Source organism: Acrocarpospora catenulata, assembly GCF_018476525.1.
Classification (GTDB): domain Bacteria; phylum Actinomycetota; class Actinomycetes; order Streptosporangiales; family Streptosporangiaceae; genus Acrocarpospora; species Acrocarpospora catenulata.
In genome coordinates, this window is sequence record NZ_JAHCST010000019.1 from 17887 (window position 1) to 41608 (window position 23722).

At 69.3% G+C, this 23722-nt stretch carries 17 protein-coding genes; 16 read left to right on the forward strand and 1 reads right to left on the reverse strand.

Translation table 11 applies throughout. From position 1 onward, the window contains the following. Positions 1-123: 123 nt before the first annotated feature. From KIP79_RS50105 to KIP79_RS21110, 16 genes are all read left to right on the forward strand, one after another. Positions 124-501 carry a sugar phosphate isomerase/epimerase family protein gene (locus KIP79_RS50105; protein WP_372453627.1) on the forward strand — a complete coding sequence of 126 codons (378 nt, stop codon included), beginning with the start codon at positions 124-126 and terminating at the stop codon, positions 499-501. Next, positions 494-1120: a nucleoside/nucleotide kinase family protein gene (locus KIP79_RS21040; protein WP_214106592.1), complete on the forward strand. Its 627-nt coding sequence runs from the start codon at positions 494-496 to the stop codon at positions 1118-1120. Before KIP79_RS50105 ends, KIP79_RS21040 begins: the two co-directional genes overlap by 8 nt. Before the next feature lie 371 nt (positions 1121-1491). After that, a complete protein-coding gene (locus KIP79_RS21045; protein ID WP_214106593.1) occupies positions 1492-2691 on the forward strand; it encodes an RNA-guided endonuclease InsQ/TnpB family protein in 1200 nt (399 codons plus the stop codon). Positions 2692-3349: 658 nt separating this feature from the next. Then, on the forward strand, positions 3350-6475 hold the full coding sequence (locus KIP79_RS21050) for a fascin domain-containing protein (RefSeq protein WP_214106594.1): 3126 nt from the start codon (positions 3350-3352) through the stop codon (positions 6473-6475). A gap of 268 nt (positions 6476-6743) precedes the next feature. After that, the gene (locus KIP79_RS21055) at positions 6744-8099 is read left to right on the forward strand and encodes an enolase C-terminal domain-like protein (protein WP_214106595.1); all 1356 of its coding nucleotides are present in this window, start codon (positions 6744-6746) and stop codon (positions 8097-8099) included. A 52-nt stretch (positions 8100-8151) separates the two neighbouring features. After that, positions 8152-9204, forward strand: a complete 1053-nt coding sequence (locus tag KIP79_RS21060; RefSeq protein ID WP_214106596.1) for a sugar ABC transporter substrate-binding protein — start codon at positions 8152-8154, stop codon at positions 9202-9204. Further along, complete coding sequence (locus KIP79_RS21065) at positions 9204-10697, forward strand: sugar ABC transporter ATP-binding protein (protein ID WP_214106597.1); 1494 nt, start codon at positions 9204-9206, stop codon at positions 10695-10697. The genes KIP79_RS21060 and KIP79_RS21065 overlap by 1 nt, the downstream gene beginning before the upstream one ends. Continuing rightward, positions 10697-11710, forward strand: coding sequence for an ABC transporter permease (locus KIP79_RS21070; protein WP_214106598.1), 1014 nt, complete (start codon positions 10697-10699; stop codon positions 11708-11710). The genes KIP79_RS21065 and KIP79_RS21070 overlap by 1 nt, the downstream gene beginning before the upstream one ends. Before the next feature lie 115 nt (positions 11711-11825). Further along, positions 11826-13184, forward strand: a complete 1359-nt coding sequence (locus tag KIP79_RS21075; RefSeq protein WP_214106599.1) for an ROK family transcriptional regulator — start codon at positions 11826-11828, stop codon at positions 13182-13184. A gap of 157 nt (positions 13185-13341) precedes the next feature. Next, a complete protein-coding gene (locus tag KIP79_RS21080) occupies positions 13342-14490 on the forward strand; it encodes an inositol-3-phosphate synthase (protein ID WP_214106600.1) in 1149 nt (382 codons plus the stop codon). A gap of 1 nt (position 14491) precedes the next feature. Then, positions 14492-15322, forward strand: a complete 831-nt coding sequence (locus tag KIP79_RS21085) for an SCO3242 family prenyltransferase (RefSeq protein WP_214106601.1) — start codon at positions 14492-14494, stop codon at positions 15320-15322. Further along, positions 15319-16143 carry a sugar phosphate isomerase/epimerase family protein gene (locus tag KIP79_RS21090; RefSeq protein ID WP_214106602.1) on the forward strand — a complete coding sequence of 275 codons (825 nt, stop codon included), beginning with the start codon at positions 15319-15321 and terminating at the stop codon, positions 16141-16143. The genes KIP79_RS21085 and KIP79_RS21090 overlap by 4 nt, the downstream gene beginning before the upstream one ends. After that, on the forward strand, positions 16140-16790 hold the full coding sequence (locus KIP79_RS21095; RefSeq protein WP_214106603.1) for an EboA domain-containing protein: 651 nt from the start codon (positions 16140-16142) through the stop codon (positions 16788-16790). Before KIP79_RS21090 ends, KIP79_RS21095 begins: the two co-directional genes overlap by 4 nt. Continuing rightward, positions 16790-17644: a TatD family hydrolase gene (locus KIP79_RS21100; RefSeq protein WP_214106604.1), complete on the forward strand. Its 855-nt coding sequence runs from the start codon at positions 16790-16792 to the stop codon at positions 17642-17644. Before KIP79_RS21095 ends, KIP79_RS21100 begins: the two co-directional genes overlap by 1 nt. Continuing rightward, a complete protein-coding gene (eboE, locus tag KIP79_RS21105) occupies positions 17641-18795 on the forward strand; it encodes a metabolite traffic protein EboE (RefSeq protein WP_214106605.1) in 1155 nt (384 codons plus the stop codon). Before KIP79_RS21100 ends, eboE begins: the two co-directional genes overlap by 4 nt. Then, positions 18792-20156, forward strand: coding sequence for an alkaline phosphatase family protein (locus tag KIP79_RS21110; protein ID WP_214106606.1), 1365 nt, complete (start codon positions 18792-18794; stop codon positions 20154-20156). Before eboE ends, KIP79_RS21110 begins: the two co-directional genes overlap by 4 nt. Before the next feature lie 59 nt (positions 20157-20215). Here KIP79_RS21110 and KIP79_RS21115 read toward each other — a convergent pair whose 3' ends face one another. Next, positions 20216-23614, reverse strand: coding sequence for a cytochrome b5 domain-containing protein (locus tag KIP79_RS21115; protein WP_308169818.1), 3399 nt, complete (start codon positions 23612-23614; stop codon positions 20216-20218). Positions 23615-23722 lie beyond the last annotated feature (108 nt).

A 23722-nucleotide genomic window follows, 5' to 3' on the forward strand; every position in this document is an offset into this window, starting at 1 on the left:
GAACAGCAACAAACCCGATGACCAGGAGGACGACGACGATCAGGGCCGTCGTTGGGGTGGGGGGAGCCGGCTGGAGATCAGGAACTCCAGTCCGAGCGGCGAAGTGTGGAGCGCGGGGCGTTGATGGACACCCGGTCAGGACGCACCCGCTGCTGGTCGGGACGCGGTCGGCACCGCGATGGTGAAATACGCGGGGCGAGCCAGCGGCAAGTATACCGACCGCCAAATGCGCTGCTCCCCGGCAAAGTTTCAGCGGGTGTCGAGCTCCAGCTTGCGGGGCTGGCCCTCGCCGACGACATCGGCGAAGATAATGTGATGATCCACCTCGACACCTACCATATGAACATCGAGGAGGACGACCTGGTAAGGCCGGTACGTGACGCCGGGGACCGGCTCGGCTACGTGCACATCGGCGAGAACCACCGGGGCTTCCTCGGATCCGGGCACCTCGACTTCACCGGGTTCCTCGCCGCCCATCTCGCCACCGCCGCCCATGCTTGACCGCCTCACCGACCGGGCCCGGGGCCTGAGCGACCCCGGCGGGCGGGCCATCCTCGGCATCACCGGCTGTCCCGGAGCGGGCAAGTCGACGCTCGCCCACCTCCTGGTCCAGGCGCTCCACAAGGGCGGTTTCCCCGCGGTGTGGGTTCCCATGGACGGCTTCCATCTAGCGGACGCGGCCCTCGACCGGCTCGGCAGACGCGACCGCAAAGGCGCGATCGACACCTTCGACGGCCACGGCTACCTCGCCACGCTGCGGCGGTTGCGCGACGAGTTCGACAACCCGGTGTACGCGCCGGACTTCGACCGCGAGATCGAACAGCCGATCGCGGGCAGCATCGCCGTCGACCCCGCGACCCGCCTCATCGTCACGGAGGGCAACTACCTGCTGAGCCGTACGGACCCGTGGCCGCGGATCCGCGAGCAGCTGACCGAAGCCTGGTACGTCGAGGTGGCCGACGACCTCCGCCTGACGCGCCTTGTCGCACGGCACGTCAGGTTCGGCAAGCCCCCGGAGGCCGCGCGGCGGTGGGTGGCGGAGGTCGACGAGCCCAACGCCCGGCTCATCGCCTCCACCCGCGACCGCGCCGACCTCCACATCGACCTGTCCCAGCTCTAGGTCACAGGGCGCCCGGCGGTCCGGGGAGGACCAGGTGGAACAGGTCCTGGACCAGGTAGGTATCCGGCAGCTTGCGGGCCTCGCCGGTCTGGACGTTCAGGGCATAGGCGTCGACCGTGGCGTTACGACGGGGCGGGCCGGGGGTCGGGCGCGTCCTCCGGGATCTCGGGTTCGCCGGTCATGCAGTAGGGGTTGGGCTAGGCGACGGCGGTGACTTCGGTCGGGCTCAGCCAGGTGCGCAGGGACACGGTGTGGGTGTCTCATCGAACCCTCCTTGAAGGCTGGAAACCCCGGGCTTCAGCCCTGGGAGGGAAGCCGGAACCGTGTCAATCGGGCTTATGCAAAGCAGATGGTTTTGGTAAAGTTGATCTATGCGGACGGCGTACAAGTGCCGGGCTTACCCGACACCCGAACAGGCTGCGGTGCTCAACCGCACGTTCGGCTGCGTCCGCTTCGTGTGGAACTGCACCCTGGCCTGGCGGCATGAGCGCTTCCACGGCGAACGCGTGAAAACGAACTTCGTCCAGGCCAACGCCCACCTGACGGCAATGAAAGCCACTGACGAGACGGCATGGCTGAACGAGGTGTCCTCGGTCCCGCTTCAGCAGGCGATCCGCCACCAGCAAGTGGCGTTCACAAACTTCTTCGCCGGGCATGCCCGCTACCCGCGCTACAAGTCCCGCAACGGCCGTCAGAGCGCGGAATACACCCGGTCGGGTTTCCGCTACCGCGACGGTCAACTCTGGCTGGCGAAGATGGATGCCCCGCTGGCGTTCGTGTGGTCCTGGCCCGGCATCGACCCGGTGACGATCGACCCGACGACGGTGACGGTTTCCCGTGACCCGTGCGGACGCTGGTATGTGTCCTTCGCCGTTGACGTGGACGACCCCGCCCAATTCCCGGCTACCGGTGCCGTCGTCGGCGTGGACGTGGGCGTCAAGGACTTCGCCGTCACCAGCGACGGGGAGAAGATCGCCAACCCGCGCCATCTGGCGCGCAGAGCGGCGAGCCTGGCCCGCTACCAGCGTCGCATGGCCCGCAAGCAGCGCGGATCGACCAACCGCGCCAAGGCCAAGGCGAAGGTCGCCCGCGCCCACCGGAAGGTCAAAGCCGCCCGCGCCGACTTCCTGCACAAGACCAGTACCCGGCTGGTCCGCGACCACGACGTGATCGTGATCGAAGACCTCAACGTCAAGGGCATGGTCCGCAACCGATCCCTGGCCAAAGCGATCTCCGACTCCGGATGGGGCACCTTCCGCCGCCTCCTGGAGTACAAGACCGCGAAATACGGCCGCCACCTGATCGTGATCGACCGCTGGTTCCCCAGCTCGAAAACCTGCTCGGCGTGCGGGCATCTGCTCGCCGGGCTGAGCCTTTCCACCCGGCGCTGGACGTGCCCGGGATGCGGCACCCTGCACGACAGGGACGTCAACGCCGCCAAGAACATCCTGGCGGCAGGTCTTGCCGTGACTGCCTGTGGAGGTGACGTCAGACACTCCGGGTCCTCCCGGGTGCGGTCGCCGGTGAAGCAGGAACCCCAGCCTGTGAAGGCTGGAATCCCCCGCCTCTAGGCGTGGGGAGGAGTCAAAGCGATCCACCCTGCCTCCTCTCGCCCGTTACAACACCGCGTGCCGCCCAAAGGGTTGGTTCGGCGTGCGGATCGGTTGGAACCGGTGACAGGGACACGGGCAGGCGGAAGCACGCGCGTGCGCAGAATCATGCAAGAACTCGCGCGGGCGGTGCGGACCCGCGTCGCGTTCGGCCACACCTTGGCACACCGTCCGCCGAGCGTCAATCGCCCGCCCGATGCGGCACGGTGATCTTGATACATCCGATGATTTCAAGAGCGCGTTCCCGAGATTTTCCGAAGCGGTGCGACATAAATCACAGCTGCTTGCGCATGATCCTGGGTGTTCCTGAGCGGTTTTGTTGGATTTGTAGTCAGTAAGTTACCTATTGACGTCTCGAAGACATCCAATGTTAACTGCGCCTGACAGTCCCGAACTGGTGTTGGTGCGATGGCCTAGGTCGCTGACCACCAGTGGTGCACATCGGGTCTGTGCTGCGCAGAGGGGCCCTCGGGCCGTACCCCGGTCGCCGATTGCCGGGAGTCCGGTTCCAGGCCCCTCTGCCAGGCATCCCCCACCCCCCAAACCGTCACGCATTGCGGCGCAAATACGTGGCATCGACCGCGCAACCTTTCGCTGGTCGCGAGGAAGCGAGATGTCAATGAGGCTCTTACGGACCCTGCTGGCCGGCCTGCTGGCCGGGGGACTGGGGATCACCGGGGTGACCGCGCCGGCCGCGGCCTCGGTGACGGACCAGGCCTACAACCAGAGCGCAGGGTACCTGGACGTGAACTACGCGAGTTACATGTCCAAGCACGACATCGTCTACAACCGCCCGAACACCAACCCCCTGCACGGCCTCACCGTCGGAAACGGCAAGACCGGGGCCATGGTCTGGTCCCAGAACGGCATCACCGCGCAGGTGGGCGGCGTCGACCTGTCCCAGCAGTCGGCCTTCGGCGCCGGTCTGGTCAACCTCAACACCACCCCGGCCCTGGACAGCGGCTACACCACCTACCAGCAGCGCCTGTCCCTCTACGACGGCACGCTGACCACCAAGTACGACAACAACCGCACGGTCACCGTGATGGGCTCGCCCAACTCCGAGGTCATGGGCATCCGCGTGGACGACAGCCGCAGCGGCGTCTCCAACGTCTCCTTCGAGCTGAGCATGTGGGACCCGAACACGGTCCAGAACATGGGCGACGTGCCCGACCTGAACACCTGGCGGAACATCTCCACCTTCGCCGACGCCACCGCCGCCGGCCTCAGCCGCGGCCAGACCGACGCCAACAACTTCGGGTACACGCTGGCCGCCACCGTCGAGGGCGCCAACTTCACCACCCAGGTGGTCAACTCCCGCACGGTCCGCATCACCATCACGCCGACCGCCGGCTACACGATCTGGTTCACCGCGGCCAGCCGGATCAACTCGCCCGGCCTCAACTCGGTCACCCAGGCGCGCAACCAGCTGAACGCGGTGAAGTCCACCGGCTACGGCACCACGTTCACCAACTACAAGAACTGGTGGCACGACTTCTGGGCCAAGTCGTTCGTGCAGTACAGCAACGGCAACGGTGACGCCGACTACATGGAGAACGTGTACTACCTGAGCACGTACATGATCGCCGCGGCGGGGTACGGCAACTACCCGGCGCACTTCATCAACGGCGTGTTCCGGGCCACCCAGGACCAGACCAAGTGGAGCAACGCGTACTGGTACTGGAACCAGCGCGACGTGTACTACTCGTTCCTGGCCTCCAACCACGCGGACGTGTACAACCGCCACAACAATCTGTTCAGCCGGAACTACAACGCGCTGAAGTCGTACACGCAGAGCAGGTTCGGGGTGGACGGCATCTGGGTGCCGGAGACGATGGGCTGGGACGGCAACGCCCGGGGCACCATCAACAGCGACTACACCAAGCTGATCTACTCCACCGCCACCGAGGCCGCCTACAGCATGTACCTGCAGTACCGGTACACCAACGACCAGAACTACCTGCAGACCGTGGCGTACCCGTTCATGCGGGAGGCCGTGAAGTTCTACAAGGGCATGCTGTCCTTCGACAGCGCGACCGGTAAGTACTACATGGCCAACTCCAACTCGCACGAGACGTACTGGAACGTCCGCAACGCCATCACCGATCTCACCTCGGTGCGGCTGCTCTTCCCGATCGCCATCCAGGTCAGCCAGCAGCTGGGCGTGGACGCCACACTCCGGGCCGAGTGGCAGAACATCCTGAACAACCTGGTGGCCTACAGCATCACCAACAACGCCTACCAGCCGCACCAGCCGCCGATCTCGCAGACCCGCAACAACGAGAACGTGGCCGCCGAGATCATCTGGCCCTACGACCTGACCGGCATCGGCTACCCCGACTACTCCACCGCCCTGCAGACCTGGAACGTCCGCCCGCACCCGTACGGCAACGTCTGGTCCAACGACCACGCGCAGGCCGCCCGCCTGGGCCTGGGCGACCAGACCTACAACGGCATGAAGACCATGCTGCAGAAGTACCAGAACTACCCGAACGGCATGACCAACAACACCAACGGCGTGTTCGAGTACCTCGGCATCCACCTGGTGGCCATGAACGAGGCGCTGCTGCAGAGCTACAACGACAAGATCCGGGTCTTCCCCGCGGTCCCCGGTGACAGCGGCTTCGTCGGCAAGTTCACCCTGCTCGCCAAGGACGGCCACCTGGTCAGCTCCGAGCGCGAGGGCGGCGAGATCAAGTACGTCGGCGTCAAGAGCCAGTACGGCAAGCAGGCCACCGTGGTCAACCCATGGGGCACCCAGCAGGTCCGGGTCCGCCGTACCAGCGACAACGCCATCATCACCACCTCCTCGGCGGCCGAGATCAGCTTCGCCACCGCCGCGAACACGGTGTACGTGGTGGAGCGCACCGCCAAGCCGCTGTCCAGCTACACCTGGACCACGCTGACCGGCACCGCCAACCAGGGCCAGAAGACCCTCTCCGGCACCGCCTCCACCCTCGGCCTGCCCGGCGGCGCCACCGGCGGCCTGGTCAACAACACCGACCTGACGTACGACTCCGGTTGGCACCTGACCACCAACCGCGGCTACGGCGACTACAACGACGACACCCACCACAGCACCACGGTGAACGCGGCCGCCACCTACACCTTCACCGGCACCGGCATCGAGATCCTGTCGGAGCGGTTCAGCGACATGGGGAACATGGACGTCTACATCGACAACGTGTTCCAGTCCAACGTGAACCTGTTCCTGAGCGGCGCCCGCCAGGCGCAGCAGGTGGTCTTCAGCAAGACCGGCCTGGCCAGCGGCCAGCACACGCTCCGGGTGGTGAACAAGACCACCTCGGTGGGCATGATCGACGCGGTCCGGGTGCTCACCGGGGGCGGCTCCGCCAACGTGGTGGCGCTCCGCTCCCGGGCCAACAACCTGTACGTGACCGCCGCCAACAGCACCACCGCGCTGATCGCCAACAGCGGCACGGTGGGCACCGCCCAGAAGTTCGAGCGGGTCAGCCTGGGCGGCAACAACATCGCCCTGCGCGCGCTGTCGAACAACCAGTTCGTGGCGGCCGAGAACGCCGGGGCGCAACCCCTGATCGCCAACCGGGCCTCGGCCGGCTCCTGGGAGACCTTCACCCTGGTCAACAACCCGGACGGCACGGTCAGCCTGCGCGCCACGGTCAACAACATGTACGTCTGCGCGGAGAGCGCCGGCAGCCAGTCGTTGATCGCCAACCGGACAGCCATCGGACCTTGGGAGTCCTTCGACCTGATTCCAAGTTGAGATCTAAGCTGTACAACTTGATATCTGGGCTGTATATCGTCCGACCGGCGGTGGGTTTCCATCGCCGGTCGGCGGTTTTCCAGGAGGTACGTTCCAATAGTCATCCGATGTATCAGGGTCCCACCTCTTGACGTAACTCAGAAGTAAACGGCATGATTTAGGGACGAAACATCGGATGTATGGAGACTCTCTTGGAGCAGTGGTGTGCCGGTCTTCTGGCCGGACCGATTTGCGCGGGTCCGATTAATCGGATGTCTCGGCGGGCCGCATGAAGATCGTCGCGCTGGAGACGCATGACATCCGGTTCCCCACCTCGGCCCAGCTCGACGGCTCCGACGCGATGAACCCCGACCCGGACTACTCCGCCGCCTACGTGGTGCTCCGCACCGAGGAGGGCGAGCGCGGCCACGGATTCGCCTTCACCATCGGCCGCGGCAACGACGTGCAGACCACGGCCATCAGGGCGCTGGAGACGTACGTGGTGGGCAGGGACTGCGCCGACCTCGGGGCCGTCTACCGCGACCTGGTCGGCGACTCGCAGCTGCGCTGGCTGGGCCCGGAGAAGGGCGTCATGCACATGGCCATCTCCGCGGTCATGAACGCCCTGTGGGACCTGCGCGCCAGGCTCGCCGGCAAGCCGCTGTGGCTGCTGCTGGCCGAGATGACCCCGGAGGAGATCGTCGACCTGATCGACTTCCGGTACATCACCGACGCCCTCGACCGGCAGGGGGCGCTGGAGATCCTGCGCGCCGCCGAGCCCGGCAAGCGGGAGCGCATCGCCTACCTGCGCGAGCACGGCTTCCCCGCCTACGCCACCTCCCCCGGCTGGCTCGGGTACGACGACGACAAGCTCCGCCGCCTCTGCAAGGAGGCCCTGGACGAGGGATTCACCCAGATCAAGCTGAAGGTCGGCGCCGACCTGGACGCCGACGTGCGGCGCATGCGCATCGCCCGCGAGGTCTGCGGCGAGGGCTTCCCGATCGCCATCGACGCCAACCAGCGGTGGGACGTGGCGACCGCGGTGGGCTGGGTCAACGCGCTGGCCGAGTTCGACCCCTGGTGGGTGGAGGAGCCGACCAGCCCCGACGACATGCTGGGGCACGCCGCCATCGCCCGCGAGATCGCCCCGATCCCGGTGGCCACCGGCGAGCACGTGCAGAACCGCATCGTCTTCAAGCAGCTGCTGCAGGCGGGCGCCATCTCCTACCTCCAGCTGGACGCCGCGCGGGTGGGCGGCGTCAACGAGAACATCGCCATCCTGCTGCTGGCCGCCAAATTCGGGGTGCCGGTCTGCCCGCACGCGGGCGGGGTCGGCCTCTGCGAACTGGTCCAGCACCTGGCCATGTTCGACTACGTCGCGGTGAGCGGCTCCATGGAGGGCCGCGTCATCGAGTACATCGACCATTTGCACGAACATTTCGTGGATCCGGTCGTGATCGAGAACGGCAGCTACGTCGCTCCCCGCACGCCGGGTTTCAGCTCCGCGCTGAGAGCCGAATCGCTCGCCGAGTTCGCATATCCATGGGGCCCGGTCTGGAACACCGAAGGTTATTCAAGAGATCGCCCGCCGATCGCATCACCCAAGGCAGGTGGCTCCCCTTCAACGGCGCCGGGCTCCTCTTGAACAACCTTCGCCGCCAACGATTCACCCCCCGTTTCCTGAAAGGCAAATCGGCATGAAACACCTAACTATCGCCGCGGGTGTCACCGTGCTCGCGCTCGCGCTCGCCGCCTGCGGCTCTTCCGACCCCGAGCCGACGACGGCCGGGGGCGGCGCTTCGGCACCGGCCGCGGCCGGTGGCAAGGTCGGGGTCGACTTCCCCCGCGCCGACTCGGACTTCTGGAACTCCTACAACAAGTACGTTCCGCAGATGGCCACCGAGCAGGGCGTCGACCTGATGCCCCCGACCAACTCGCAGAACGACATCGCCAAGCTGGTCGCCAACACCCAGGCGCTGGTCAGCCAGGGTGCCAAGGTCATGATCATGGCGCCGCAGGACACCGGCGCCATCGCCGCCACCCTGGACAGCCTGGCCGAGAAGAAGATCCCGGTGGTGACCGTGGACACCCGCCCCGACAAGGGCAACGTCTACATGGTGGTGCGCGCGGACAACAAGGCGTACGGCACCAAGGCCTGCGAGTTCCTCGGCGAGAAGCTCGGCGGCACCGGCAAGGTCGTGCAGTTGATGGGCGCGCTCTCCTCGATCAACGGCCGCGACCGCGCCGAGGCCTTCCGGGACTGCATGAAGACCAAGTTCCCCGGCATCACCGTGTTCGAGGAGCCCACCGAGTGGGAGGGCACCAAGGCCGCCTCCATGCTGCAGACCCGTCTGGAGCAGCACCCGGACATCAAGGGCATCTATATGCACGCGGGCGGCGTGCACCTGGCCCCGACGCTCCAGGTCCTGAAGGCCAAGAACCTGCTGGTCCCGTCGACCGACCCCAAGCACATCTTCGTGGTCTCCAACGACGGCATCCCGCAGGAGTTCACCGCCATCCGGGCCGGTGAGATCGACGCCACCGTCAGCCAGCCGGCCGACCTGTACGCCAAGTACGCGCTCTTCTACGCCAAGGCCGCGGCCGAGGGCAAGACCTTCCAGCCCGGCCCGACCGACCACGACAGCACGATCATCCAGCTGCCCAACGGTCTGGAGGACCAGCTGCCCGCCCCGTTGGTCACCAAGGACAACGTGGACGACCCCAACCTCTGGGGCAACCAGGTCAAGTAATGACATCTACTGATTTGACGGTGGTCGAGGCGCGCGGCATCACCAAGCGCTTCGGCCCCACCGTCGCTCTCGACAACGCCGGCATCGCGATCCGAGCCGGCGAGACGCACGCCCTGGTCGGGCGGAACGGGGCGGGCAAGTCCACCCTGGTCTCCATCCTGACCGGCCTGCAGCGCCCGGACCTCGGCGAGGTGCGGTTCGCGGGCGAGCCCGCGCCGCCGCTGGCCGACCGGGACGCCTGGCGGCGCCTGGTCGCCTGCGTCTACCAGCGCTCGACCATCATCCCGGCGCTCACCGTCGCGGAGAACCTGTTCATCAACCGGCAGACCGAAGGGCGCGTCATCAACTGGCGCGCCCTGCGCGCGCGGGCCCGGGCCGTACTCGACCAGTACGGCCTGGACATCGACGCCGGCGCGCCGGCCGGCACCCTCGGCATCGAGCAGCGCCAGCTGGTCGAGATCGCCCGCGCGCTCTCCTTCGGCGCGCGGTTCATCATCCTGGACGAGCCCACCGCCCAGCTGGACGGCCCGGCCATCGGCCGCCTGTTCGAGCGCATGCGGGCCCTGCGCGAGCAGGGCGTCACGATGATGTTCATCTCGCACCACCTGGAAGAGGTCTACGAGATCTGCCAGACCGTCACGGTCTTCCGGGACGCCCGGCACGTGCTCACCCGGCCGGTGGCCGAGCTGCCGCACGACGCGCTGGTGGCCGCGATGACCGGCGAGGCCGCCACCGCCTACCAGGCCAGGAAGCGCCAGGTGCGCAAGCGCGCCCCGGTGGTGCTCGCCGCGCACGGGCTCACCCTGGCCGACCGGTTCCGCGACGTGGACCTGGCGGTGCGGGCCGGGGAGATCGTCGGCTTGGCCGGTTCCGGCAGCAGCGGCAAGGTGGGCCTGGCCGAGAGCCTGGTCGGCCTGCGCCGCCCCGACGCCGGGACGATCACCATCAACGGCGTCACCCCCCGGCCAGGCGACGTGCCCGCCGCGCTGCGCGCCGGGGTCGGCTTCGTCCCGCAGGACCGGCACGAGCAGGGCTTCGTGCCACTGCTGTCGATCGGCGAGAACGCCACCATGCCGATCGCGCACAAGCTCGGCCGGTTCGGCGCGATCTCCCCGTCCCGGCGGCGCGCCAGGGCCGCCGGGATGATCGAGACGCTGGACATCAAGACCACCGGTCCCGACCAGCCGGTCGGCGACCTGTCCGGCGGGAACGCGCAGAAGGTAGTGCTGGCCCGCGCGCTGGCCGACGACCCGGCCGCGCTGGTCGTGATCAACCCCACCGCCGGGGTGGACATCAAGGCCAAGCGGGCGCTGCTCGGTTCGGTGGAGGACGCCGCCGCCCGCGGCGCGGGCGCCGTGCTGGTCTCCGACGAACTGGACGACCTGCGCATCTGCGACAGGGTGCTGGTCATGTTCCACGGCAGGGTCACCAAGGAATTGCCACGAGGCTGGTCCGAGAGCGAGCTCGTGGCGGCGATGGAAGGTATTGACTGATGACGGACTCGGCTATGTCCGAACCCCGGACACTGGTCCGGGCCGGAGCCAGGTTACGCCTGGGGAGGTTCCGCGACCTGACCCTGGTCCCGGTGATCGTCGTGCTGCTGATCGCCGGGTCCTTCGTGGACCCGGTCTTCCTCACCACCGGCAACCTGACCAACGTGCTCCAGCAGCAGTCCGCGCTGGCGCTGGTGGTGCTGGCCGAGGCGCTCATCCTGATCGCCGGCAAGTTCGACCTGTCCCTGGAGTCCACGGTCGGCATGGCCCCGGCGGTCGCCGTCATGCTGGTCATCCCGGTCTCCGCCGGGGGCTTCGGCCTGGGCATCCCGTCCGGTCTGGCCATCCCGCTCTGCCTGCTGATCGGCGCGGCCATCGGGGCCTTCAACGGCTTCCTGATCATGCGCTTCCAGCTGTCGGCGTTCGTGGTCACCCTGGCCATGCTGATCGTGGTGCACGGCCTGCAGCTCGGCCTGACCGGCGGCAAGAGCCTGTTCGCGCTCCCGGAGTCCTTCCTCTACCTGGGCGGCGCCACCTGGCTCGGCCTGCCGGCCGCGGTCTGGATCACCGGCCTGCTGTTCGCCGCCGGGATCGCCGCGCTGGCCTACTTCCGGGCCGGCCGCGCCCTGTACGCGATCGGCGGCAACGCCGACGCGGCCCGGGCGGCGGGCATCCGGGTGGACCGGGTGCTCTGGGTGGTCTTCATCGTCGGCGGCACACTGGCCGCGCTGGCCGGGGTGCTGGAGACCGGGCGGCTCGGCGGCATCAGCGCCAACCAGGGGGTCGGCTGGATCTTCATGGTGTTCGCCGCGGCGGTCATCGGCGGCGTCAGCATGGACGGCGGCAAGGGCACCATCCTCGGCGCCCTGACCGGCGTGCTGGTGATCGGCCTGGTGGAGAACATCCTCACCCTCAAGGGCGTGCCGGGCGAGTGGAAGCAGTTGGTGTACGGCGTGATCATCCTGGTCGCCCTCATGATCAGCCGCGTCGCGGGCGGCCGGGCACAGGACTGACCGGAGGAGCGGGGTCCCGATGCGAATTCGTGATATTTCGCAGGGGTGTCCGGCGTGTTGACCCGTGTTATAACACGGTTAATTAATCTCCAATAAATACAAAGAGGGGAGTGACGTGCCACGCCAGCCTGCCAGCACACCGGTCAGCGCACCCAACAGTGCACCAGCCAGTGCGCCGGCGAGCACGGGCCACCGGACCCACCCCGCGGGATCCGGGCACGCCTCCCTGCGCCGGGCCAACCTCTCGCTGGTGCTCCGGCACCTGCGGGATGAGGGCCCGTGCTCCCGCTCGGACGTGGCCGACGCCACCGGGCTGCACCGCGCCACCGTCTCCAGCCTGATGGCCGAGCTCATCCAACGCGGCCTGGTCCGCGAGGTGGGCACGGCCAGGGCGGGGGCCATCGGCCGCCCCCGCCGGGCGGTGGCGCTGGACGGCTCGCACGTCGGCGCGCTGGGCATGGAGATCAATGTCGACTACATCGCGGTCCACGGCGTCGACCTGGCAGGGCGGGTCCTGGTCGAGCGGCGGATCGCGTTCGACGCGATGGGCGAAGGGCCGGACCGCTCGCTGGTGGAGCTCGGCCGGGTGGCCCGCAGGGCCATCGCCGAGATGCGCCGGGCCGGGGCGGCCCCCGGCGGCATCGTGGTCGCGGTCCCCGGTCTGGTGGACATCGGCCCCGGTGTGGTCACCCTCGCCCCCAATCTGGGCTGGGACGGCCTGCCGCTGGCCGAGCGGCTCCGCGCCGAGCTGGGCGGATTCCGGGCGCCCGTGGGCGTGGACAACGACGCCAACCTGGCCGCGCTGGCCGAGTTCACCTCGGGCGTGGCGGCCGGGACCCCGGACATGGTCTACCTGACTGGCGAGGTCGGCGTCGGTGGGGGGATCATAGTCGGCGGGCGGCTGCTCCGGGGCGCGGACGGTTTTTCCGGGGAGGTCGGCCACCTGCCGGTCAACCCGACCGGACGACGCTGCGGCTGTGGCCGTACCGGCTGCTGGGAGACGAAGGTGGGACTGGCCGCACTGGTACGCACGGCCACCCCCCATCGGGCGTATGAGTCCCAGGTCAAGCATCGGGTCAGGCCGGGCGCGGTTCCTGCGCCGGACCCCGAGGAACGAGTGAAGGAGATCTCCAGAGCTTTGGCGGCGGGCGAACCGCGCACGCTGGCCGCCGTCGCGGAGGTGGGCAGATGGCTCGGGCTCGGCGGCTCGATCCTGGTCAACCTCTTCAACCCGAGAGTGATCGTGGTGGGCGGTTACTTCGCCCGGCTGGCCGAGCGGCTCATCCCGCCGGCTCAAGCCGAGCTGGAACGGCTCGTCGTGGCAGGTCCGGCGGCACGCTGCCGGTTCCTCCCCTCCAACCTGGGTTTTGGCGCCGCCTCGCGTGGCGCCGCGAGCATGGTTGCCGATCACATCATGGACGACCCCGCCGCGATCGGCCTCGCGCCGGCCGCGCGGACGTCCAACGGAAATTGAGCTGTCGGCGGCACCCCGATGGTCGATTCCGGTACCAGCACTACCCGGCAACAAGCGCGGCGGCGCGCGCCTTGCCTGACTGAACACCTCATGTCAGGAAGGAATTTCCCATGTCTCCACGACTGTCCCCCCGCACGCCCTCGACCCGCCTGTCGTCATGATGGTCGGGATCTGGCTGATCGGGGCACGGGGTTCGGTGGCGACGACGGTCGTCGCGGGTGCGGCGGCCCTCCGGGCCGGGCTGGCGCCTCCGATCGGATGCGTAACTGAACTGCCGGAATTCCGGGGGAGTGGCCTGCCCGGATTCGGTCACCTGGTGTTCGGCGGTCACGACGTCACCAGCACACCGCTGACCAAGCGGGCCGAGGAGCTCACCCGGTCGGGGGTGATCCCGCCCCCGCTGGCCGAGCTGGTCCGGCCCGCGCTGGACGCGGCCGACTCCGAGATCCGGCCGGGCGTCACGGTCCCGTCCGGCGGCTCCGGACAGGACAGCCAGGCGGCTGTGGCCCGGCGGCTCATCGGCGACCTGGCCGAGTTCCGCGAGCGGCGCGGCCTGGCCAGGGTCATCGTGATCAACGTCTCCTCCACCGAGCCGCCCGCGGCTCCCGACCCCGCCCACCTGAGCCTGGCCGCGCTGGAGCGGGCGCTCGAAGGCGACGTCCCCCTGCTGCCGCCGAGCTCGCTGTACGCCTACGCGGCGCTCAGCGCCGGTTGCCCGTACGTGGACTTCACCCCGTCCACGGGGGCCCGGCTGCCCGCGCTGGACGAACTGGCCAGGCGGCGCGGCCTGCCGTACGCCGGCAGTGACGCCAAGACCGGGGAGACGCTGGTCAAGACCGCGCTGGCGCCGCTGTTCGCGGTGCGCGGCCTGGCCGTACGGTCCTGGTCGGGCACCAACCTGCTGGGCGGCGGGGACGGTGCCACCCTGGCCGACCCGGCGGCGGGGGAGAGCAAGAAGATCTCCAAGGACCGGGCGCTGGCCGAGATCCTGGGCCACCAGGTCGACGGCCAGACGCACATCGACAACGTGCCGCACCTGGGCGACTGGAAGACCGCGTGGGACCACATCACCTTCGACGGCTTCCTCGGCGTGCGCATGTCCATGCAGTTCACCTGGCAGGGCTGTGACTCGGCGCTGGCCGCGCCGCTGGTGCTCGACCTGGCCCGGCTGATGGCCCGCGCGCACGAGCGCGGGGTGGCCGGTCCGGTGGCCGAGTTCGGGTTCTTCTTCAAGGACCCGGTGGGCAGCGGCGAACACCGGCTGCACGCCCAGTACGAGGCGCTCCGCCAGTGGCTGGAGGCGTGAGGTGGATCTCGCGTCGCTGGCCCAGCTGGTCCGGGCCCCCGCCGCGCTGACCGTGCCGGGCGACACCCTGGCCGGCGGCACGGCGCAGCCGGGCCTGGCCGCCTCCTCGGTCTGCCTGTACTGGGCGGGCATGGCGCTCAACGACTACGCCGACCGGGAACTGGACGCCACCGAGCGCCCGGAACGGCCGATACCGTCCGGGCGGATCCGCCCCGGCCAGGCGCTGGCGGTGGCGGCAGGGCTGACCGTCAGCGGGGTCGCGCTGGCCGGGCTCTCCGGCGGACGGCGCGGCCTCGCCGTGGCCACCGGCCTGGCCGGCGTGGTCTGGGCCTACGACCTGAGGCTGAAGGACACCGTGGCCGGGCCGGTGGCGATGGCCGCCGCGCGCGGCCTGGACGTGCTGCTCGGCAGCCCTTCGGCCAGCCCGCTGGCCGCCGCCTCGGTGGCCGCGCACACGCTGGGCGTCACCGCGCTCAGCCGGGGCGAGGTGACCGGCGGCTCGAACCTGCGGTCGGCGGTCACCCTGGCCGCCACCGCCGTGGCCGCAGGCCTGGCCGCGCGGCACATCGCCAAGGGCGGCGACCGGTGGGCCAAACTGGCCGGGTTCGGCCTGCTGGCCGGGTACGCGGCGCTGGTCGGACGGCCCCAGCTGGCCGCCGCCCGGAGCCGGGACGCCAAGGTCACCCGGGCGGCGGTGGGCCAGAGCATTCTCGGGCTGCTGCCGTTGCAGGCCGCGCTCACCGCCGGCAGCGGGCGGCTGGCCCCCGCGCTCGCCCTGGCGGCGGCGCACCCGGTGGCGGCGAACCTGTCCAGGAAGGTGTCGCCGACATGAGGTTCGGTTACGGCACCAACGGGTTCGCCAACCACCGGCTGTCGGACGCGCTGGTCCTCCTCGCCGACCTGGGCTACGAAGGTGTCGCGCTGACGCTGGACAGCGGGCACCTCGATCCGTACGGGCCGTTCCTGGCGCGGCGGGTGGCGCAGGTCGGGCGGTGGCTGGACCGGCTCGGCCTGGCCCTGGTGATCGAGACCGGCGGCCGGTACGTGCTGGACCCCAGGCGCAAGCACTACCCGACCCTGGTGCACCCGGCGGAGGAGGCCGCCCCCCGGGTGGACCTGCTCAAGAAGGCCGTCCAGGTGGGCGCCGAGCTGGGCGCGGAGGCCGTCTCGTTCTGGAGCGGCATTCAGCCCCCCGAAGTCGCCGACGGCTGGGACAACCTGGCCAAAGGCGTCGAAGCCGTGCTGGAGGAGGCCGACGCGCTCGGCGTCACGCTTGGGTTCGAGCCGGAGCCGGGCATGCTGGTGGACACCGTGGCCGGGTACGAGCGGCTCCGCGACATGCTCGGCCGGCCCGCGCGGCTCGGCCTCACCCTGGACATCGGCCACTGCCGCTGCCTGGAACCCGATCCGGTCCCCGACTGCGTGACGCGGGCGGGGCCGTACCTGGTGAACGTGCAGATCGACGACATGCGGCGCGGCGTGCACGAGCACCTGGAGTTCGGCGAAGGCGAGATCGACTTCCCGCCGGTGCTGGCCGCGCTCACCGCCACCGGCTACCAGGGGCTGGTCAGCGTGGAGCTGCCTCGGCACAGCCACGCCGCCCCCATGGTGGCCGAACGTTCCCTTCACTTCCTGAGAAAGGCGGTGTCATGATCCCCCCTGTTCGCCCGCGACTGACCGAGGACGGCACCCGGTGGCTGGACGCCGCCGAGGCCAAGGTCAAGGCCGACCCGGGTGCCGTGCTCGCGCTCTTCCCCGCCGCCGGGCGGGCCTGCGGCCGTGGCCCGCTCCCCGAAACCGGCTGGACCGTCGACCTGGCGGTCCGCGCCACCCTGCTCACCGCGCTCCCGCTGGACGGAGAGGCGCTCGGCGAGCTGCTCTTCGACCTGTACACGCACGGCGACACCGCGGAACGCCTGGGCGTGCTGGCCGGTCTCGACGCCCTGGACGGACGGCTCGGCGACGCCGGGCTGCCCATCGTCCGGGACGCGCTGCGCACCAGCGACACCCGCCTGATCGGCGCCGCCCTCGGCTCGTACGGCGCAGCCCGGCTGCCGGCGGAGGCCTACCGGCAGGCCGTGCTCAAGTGCGTGTTCACCGGGGTCCCGCTGGACACCGTGCGCGGCCTGGACACCCGGGCCGACCGCGAGCTGGCCCGCATGATGGCCGACTTCGCCCGGGAACGGGCCGCCGCCGGGCGCGAGGTGCCCGCCGACATCTGGCCGGTCGTCGAACGCCACCCCGAGGTGCTCGCCGAGCTGACCACCGAACTTCCCTCCTTGTCCAGCGGAGCCTTGTGATGCGCATCTTCGACCCCCACATCCACATGACCTCCCGCACCACCGACGACTACCGCCGGATGTACGACGCCGGGGTCCGCGCCCTGGTGGAACCCGCCTTCTGGCTGGGCCAGCCGCGCACCTCCCCGGGCACCTTCGCCGACTACTTCGACGGACTGCTCGGCTGGGAGCCGTACCGGGCCGCCCAGTACGGCATCCGCCACCACTGCGCGATCGCCCTCAACCCCAAGGAGGCCAACGACCCGCGCTGCCGCCCGGTGCTCGACCTGCTCCCGCGCTACCTGGCCAAGGACGGCGTGGTCGCGGTGGGCGAGGTCGGCTACGACGAGATGACCCCGGCCGAGGACGAGGTCTTCCAGGCCCAGCTGGCCCTGGCCGCCGAGCACGGCCTGCCGGTGCTGGTGCACACCCCGCACCGGGACAAGGCGGCCGGCACCCGGCGCACCCTGGAGGTGGTCAAGGACTCCGGCCTGCCCCCGGAGCGCGTCCTGGTCGACCACCTCAACGAGATGACCGCCGGCATGGTGGCCGACAGCGGCTGCTGGCTGGGCTTCTCGGTCTACCCGGACACCAAGATGGACGTGCACCGCATGATCGCGCTGCTCCGGCAGTACGGCACCGAGCGGATCCTGGTCAACTCGGCCGCCGACTGGGGCCACAGCGACCCGCTGAAGACCCGGGCGGTCGGCGACGCCATGCTGGCCGACGGCTTCACCGAGGCCGACGTCGAGCAGGTGCTCTGGACCAATCCGGTCACCTTCTACGGCCAGAGCGGGCGCCTTGACCTGGCGGACGACGCGGCCCCGGCCGCCGACTACGCGGGCAACACCATCAAACGGGGTGTGGCGCCGTGAGGTTCCGCCATCCCGACGGTTCCACCGTGCACCTGGCCTACTGCACCAACGTGCACCCGGCCGAGGACCTGGCCGGGGTGCTGGCCCAGCTCCGCCACTACGCCGGTCCGGTGCGGCGGCGGCTGGGGGTGCCCCGGCTCGGGGTCGGCCTCTGGCTGTCCCGCCCGGTCGCCGACGCCCTGCTCGCCAGCCCCGCAGAACCCGTACGGCTGCGCGCCGCGCTGGACCGGGAGGGCCTGGAGGTGGTGACCCTCAACGGTTTCCCGTACCGGGGGTTCCACAACGAGGCCGAGGCCAAGCTGCGGGTCTACCACCCCGACTGGACCACCCCCGACCGGCTCGACTACACCCTCGACCTGGCCCGCCTGCTCATCCCGCTCCTCCCCGACGACGTCACGGCCGGGAGCGTCTCCACGCTGCCGCTGGCCTGGCGTACGCCCTGGGACCACGCGCGGGCGGAGACGGCGGGGCGGGCGGTGGCCTGGCTCGCCGAGGAACTGGCCCGGCTGTCCGAGACCACCGGAAAGACGGTCCGGGTCGGCTTCGAGCCCGAGCCGGGTTGCGTGGTGGAGACCACCGCGCAGGCGGTGGAGCACCTGAGCGGCGTCGACACCCGCTACCTCGGCCTCTGCCTGGACACCTGCCACCTGGCAGTGCAGTTCGAGGAACCGGCCGCGGCCGTGGGCCGGCTGGCGGCGGCGGGCCTGCCGATCGTCAAGATGCAGGCGTCCGCCGCGCTGCGGATCGACGACCCGCGGGCGGGCCGGGACGCCCTGGCCGCGTTCGCCGAGCCGAGGTTCCTGCACCAGACCCGCGAGCAGGGCACACCCGGGACCGACGACCTGGGCGAGGCCCTCGACGGGGGCCTGCCGGGCACCTCCCCCTGGCGGGTGCACTTCCACGTGCCGCTGCACGCCGCGCCCGCCGCGCCGCTGGGCTCCACCCAGGACGTGCTGACCGACACCCTCGGGACCGTGCTCGGCGGGCCGGTCGCCCGTACCCACCACATCGAGGTGGAGACCTACACCTGGCAGGCCCTGCCGCCGGACCGGCGCCCGAGCACCCGGGACGAGCTGGTGGACGGGATCGCCAGAGAGCTGGCCTGGACCAGGGACCGGCTGATCAATCTAGGACTCAAGGAGGAGGCGTGAGCGTGAAACCCCTCGTCGTCGTCGACGTGGTCGGGCTCACCCCCCGGCTGCTGGAGCACATGCCCAACCTGCGCCGCTTCGGCGCGCCCGCCACGCTCGGCACGGTGCTGCCCGCCGTGACCTGCTCGGTGCAGTCGACGCTGCTGACCGGCCGCCCGCCGCGCGACCACGGCATCGTCGGCAACGGCTGGTACTTCCGCGACCTGGGCGAGGTGCTGCTCTGGCGGCAGCACAACGCGCTGGTGGAGGGCCCCAAGCTGTGGGACGAGGCCCGCCGCGTGCACCCGGGCTACAAGGTGGCCAACATCTGCTGGTGGTACGCGATGGGCGCGGACACCGAGTTCACCGTCACCCCCCGCCCGATCTACCACGCCGACGGCCGCAAGGGCCCGGACTGCTACACCACCCCGCCGGAGCTGCGGGTGGACCTCACCCGCGAACTCGGACGCTTCCCGCTGTTCACGTACTGGGGCCCGAAGGCCGGGATCGCCTCCAGCACCTGGATCGTCGAGGCGGCCCGCCGGATCATGGCCAGGGAACGGCCCGACCTCACCCTGGTCTACGTGCCGCACCTCGACTACGACCTCCAGCGCTTCGGCCCCTCCGGCCCGGAGGCGATCAAGGCCGCCCAGGACGTGGACCGGATCCTCGGCCCCCTGCTGGACGACGCGGCCTCGCTCGGCGCGGCCACCGTGGTCCTGTCCGAGTACGGCATCACCGACGTGTCCCGCCCGGTCGACATCAACCGGGCACTACGCCGCGAAGGGCTGCTCTCGGTCTACCGGCAGGCCGGGATGGAGTACCTGGACCCCTGGACCTCCCGCGCCTTCGCGGTCGCCGACCACCAACTCGCCCATATATACGTGCGCGACGAAGCCGACGTCCCCAAGGTCCGCTCACTCCTCGCCGAACTACCCGGCGTGGACGAGGTACTCGACGCCGACGGCAAGGCCGCCTACGGCCTCGACCACGGCCGCGCCGGAGAACTGGTCGCCATCGCCGAGCCCGACTCCTGGTTCACCTACTACTACTGGCTGGACGACAAGGTCGCCCCCGACTTCGCCCGCCTGGTGGACATCCACCGCAAACCCGGCTATGACCCAGCCGAACTCTTCATGAACCCCGCTGACCCCTTGGTAAAGGCCAAGGCCGGCCTCGCTCTGGCCAAGAAGGAACTGGGCTTCCGCTACACGATGCCGGTGGTGCCCCTCGACCCGTCCTGCGTACGGGGCAGCCACGGGCGCATCCCCGACAACCCGCTGGACGGCCCGGTCCTCCTCTCAGACCAGCCACTGGAGAAGGACACCTACGCGGCCACCGAGATCAAGGACCTCTTGCTGCGCTTCGCCGGTCTCGCCTGACCCCTTTCAGGGGGCCGGTTCCGGACCGGCCCCCTGAATATAAGGTGCCGACTGTCCGTTCAGGCGGCGCCGACGCCGTGGAGCAGGGCCTTGTGGTAGGAGCGAATGATCGTGGGCACGTGACCGAGCACGGCCATCAGGCGCTCGGCCCCGCCGGTTGCCGTACCGGCCTCGAACTGCTCGAAGACGATGACACCGTCACGGATGACCGACCGCAGCTCCGCCAGGAACGCCTGATCGTGTTTCCTGACTTCGGCACAGAGGGCGCGCAGGGTCGACCAGGTGTCTTCGTGGACGGAGGCGTGGTCGCCCGCGACGGATCGGTAGCGGATCCGAAACTCCTCCGCGAAGCGTTCGGCGGCGACGGCGTCGGCTGTGGTCATGGCTTCGGCGAGAACGGTGTGGGGATCGGAGACCGATGCCTCCGGCGCGGTGAGGCCGGTCGTCAGGGTCCACAGCCGCGGGAGTTCCTCTTCCAGTACGGCCTTGTAGTAGCTGCCGAGAAAGCGCTGGTGCGCGTTGGAGGCGTACTGGACCTTGAGGGCGTTGACCTCGTCGGGGCCCTCGTCTCCGCGCGTCATCACTCCCGTCATGAATCCCCAGTCGTTCTCCAGGGCATTGGACATGGCGGTGATCAGGTGCAGGAGATGAACCCATTGCTCATACAGCTCGCTGAGGGAGATCCGCACGGTGCCGTGCCCGGGTAGCACGACGGTGCCGTGATGGTCGCCCAGGTCCAGGCGCCGGACTCTGCCGATCCGGTACATGGCGAGCATCGCGTCGATTTCGCTGTTCTCATGGTGCAGGACGGCCCGATATTCGGCGGTGGCGTCGAGGCCGACATTCTCGGTGATGATGCGGGGGCCTCCGGGGTGCAGGTGGAGGAACTCCGTCATGTCGTAGACCTGGTCGTCGAGAATCAGCCACTGCCCGGTTTCTGCGGTGGTGCGCAGCGCGACATCCGAGATGTCGTAGACCGTGTCCGTGCTCTCCGCGGGCGTCCAGGTGCTGAACACGTCCTGCATGTAGCGGCCCTCGGCGACGAGCCGCCGCACAACGGTCTCGGGTGGCTCTCCCGGGTCGGCGAAGCGCCTGGCCACCTGGTTGAGCGTCGCCAGGACACTTCCCGCGAACCCGGCACGACCGCAGACATAGAAGTAGGCGCCGCGGCCACCGTCCTGTTCGCCGCGGAGCAGGTCCCACAGCGCCCGTTGTGCGTCCACATCGTTGGCGATGGCGTCGTGGAGACGCCTCGGAGGGCCGGCGACCGTCCGTGGGTTCTCGCCTGGGGCCGCGCGCAACCCGCCGCCCTCGATGGAGAACGTGACGTACAGGGCGAGCTTGCCGCCCTGCAGCGCTGTCCGGATCTCGTTCTCGCCGTAGAAGTGGCCGCGTGTGTGCGTGCCGAAGAACAGCCAGTTCTCCCCGGCTGCGGGGTCCGCCAGCCGGTGGGCCAGGAATCCGAGGAACGGGCCGATACCCACGCCTCCGGCGAACATGACGATGGGGCGCGTGGCGTCCCGTGGCAGGCTGAACCGACCGGGACGCACCACCTGGAACGGAATGGATTCGACGGTTGTCCCGGTCGAGGTCAGATAGGTGGAGGCGGTGCCGAGCAGTTCGGTCCCGCTTCCGCGCGGGCTGTCGCCGCCCGCTTGGTGACTCAGCCGGGCCACGGTGAGCCGGACCTCGTCGCCGGCTTCTTCAGCACCCTTCGACGGGCTCGACGAGATCGAGTACATGCGGAATGTCTCCGGCGGAATGATCTTGGCCAGCGCCCGGTCATCCCGGAGCTCCCCGGTGAGGAGCTCGCCCACCCGGTACCCTTCCGCGCCCAGCAGTTCCAGGGCGTCGGACAGCTCCCACTGCCGCAGTCCGGTCCCCGTGGCCACCGAACGCAGACCGGGCGAGCCCGTGGCCTCCGCCAGTGCCCTGACCACGCCGTGGGTGAGCGGCCGGAGCTTGGCGTAGGACAGGAACGTCCGTAACGGCAGCGTCTCAGTGGACAGCGGATGCCGGGCGCGGTAGCGAATCGCCTCGCGCCACGCGACGGTGAGGGGCACCTGCTCGGCACCCGTGGCACCCAGTGCCCGGACCGTGGCCTCGACCATTTCCGGCCGGTTCTCCGGCAGCACGGCGCAGCGATCGCCGGGGCGGTAGATGACGCCGGTGTCGGCGGCGTCCAACGTCACATGCGTTACGGTTCCCGCCGCTGCCGCCGCGTCCCGGAACCGTACTCGTGCGTACTGCACGTGCGGAGGCAGTTCCCGGTAGCGTTCGAGGCGGGTCTCCTCCAAGATCGCGTCAAGGGTCTTCCAGTGCTGCTCCTTGAAGCCGCCGACGATGCCGGTGACGGTCTTCGACCGGCCGACTTTGAACGCCAGTTCCAGGAAACCGTAGACCTTCGTCCGATGGATGCCCAGATAGCCCATCTTCCCGGCGTAGACGTCGAACAGTGTGGCGAAAAGGTTCTGTAGCCGCCGGTCTCCGCTCGCGGCGACGTAATCGCGTACGGAGACCTTCTCCACCGCCTCCAGAAAGGCGATGTGATGCGGGGGAAACCATTCTCGCAGTTCCGCGACCTCCTTGCCGAGACGGGACTCCTTGTGCTTGCGCCCGAGAAAGGCGTCCATGAGATGGAAGATCGGGGAGGCTTCCCCTCCTGGCACCGCGGTACCGGATTTGATCGGTACCGCCAGCGGGGCAACCGTGTTGGCCCATACCACCTGGTCGATGTAGGTGGCGGACAGCGGGTTGGGATCCACCTTCCGGAAGGACAGCTCGATGATGTCCAGCCAGGTCCGCAGCATCAGCGTCAACTCGGCGGCCACGGTCTCCCGGTCGTCGCGTACCGCGGCTTCCTGGGCGCGCACCACCGAGGTGACGACAGGGGTCGCCCGGGCAAGGATCTCGACCTGCGCCAGATAGAAGCGTCTTTCCTCCCTGTTGTCCACACTGGGAACGAGAAGTTCCATGTTCTCGACCTGGTATGGGTTCGGCAGGGTCACGTCACGCAGCTGATGGTTGTAAACGATGAGGTCGTTGTACGACATGTGGGGCTCGCGGCGGCCCAGGCGCTCGCTGATCTGGGCCCAGGGCACCGTGATCGATGGCGGTAACCCATCGTCGGGCAGCACCTCCACCTTCACGTACGCGTGCGCGAATATGCTCAGCGCCACCGACGCCCGCCAGACGAACTCGTCTGGAAGATCGTTCTGATCGGCGCCGAGCACCGGCATCTCACGAAGGACCTGGCGCAACGTAACGGTGCGCCACAGTTCCGGCATAGACGCGATGACCTCGTCCCACGCCGCATGGCTGCGCGGAAACGATCGAACAGTCGGGAACCGTGGCATGAACCCCGACGAGGACGACAAGAAGCCCTTTAGTTCATGGCCGCGCGTCGTGTTGTATTCCTCGGCGAGTTTCAGCATCTTCCGACTTGGTACCTGTTCCATACCACACCTCTACACGAGAGGAAATAAGCGAATTGCCAGATCATTGGCGGCAGGTGGCGCCCTCGCAGCCGCCGCGGCACGGAAGTCGGTTGCGATGCTTCTTATGGT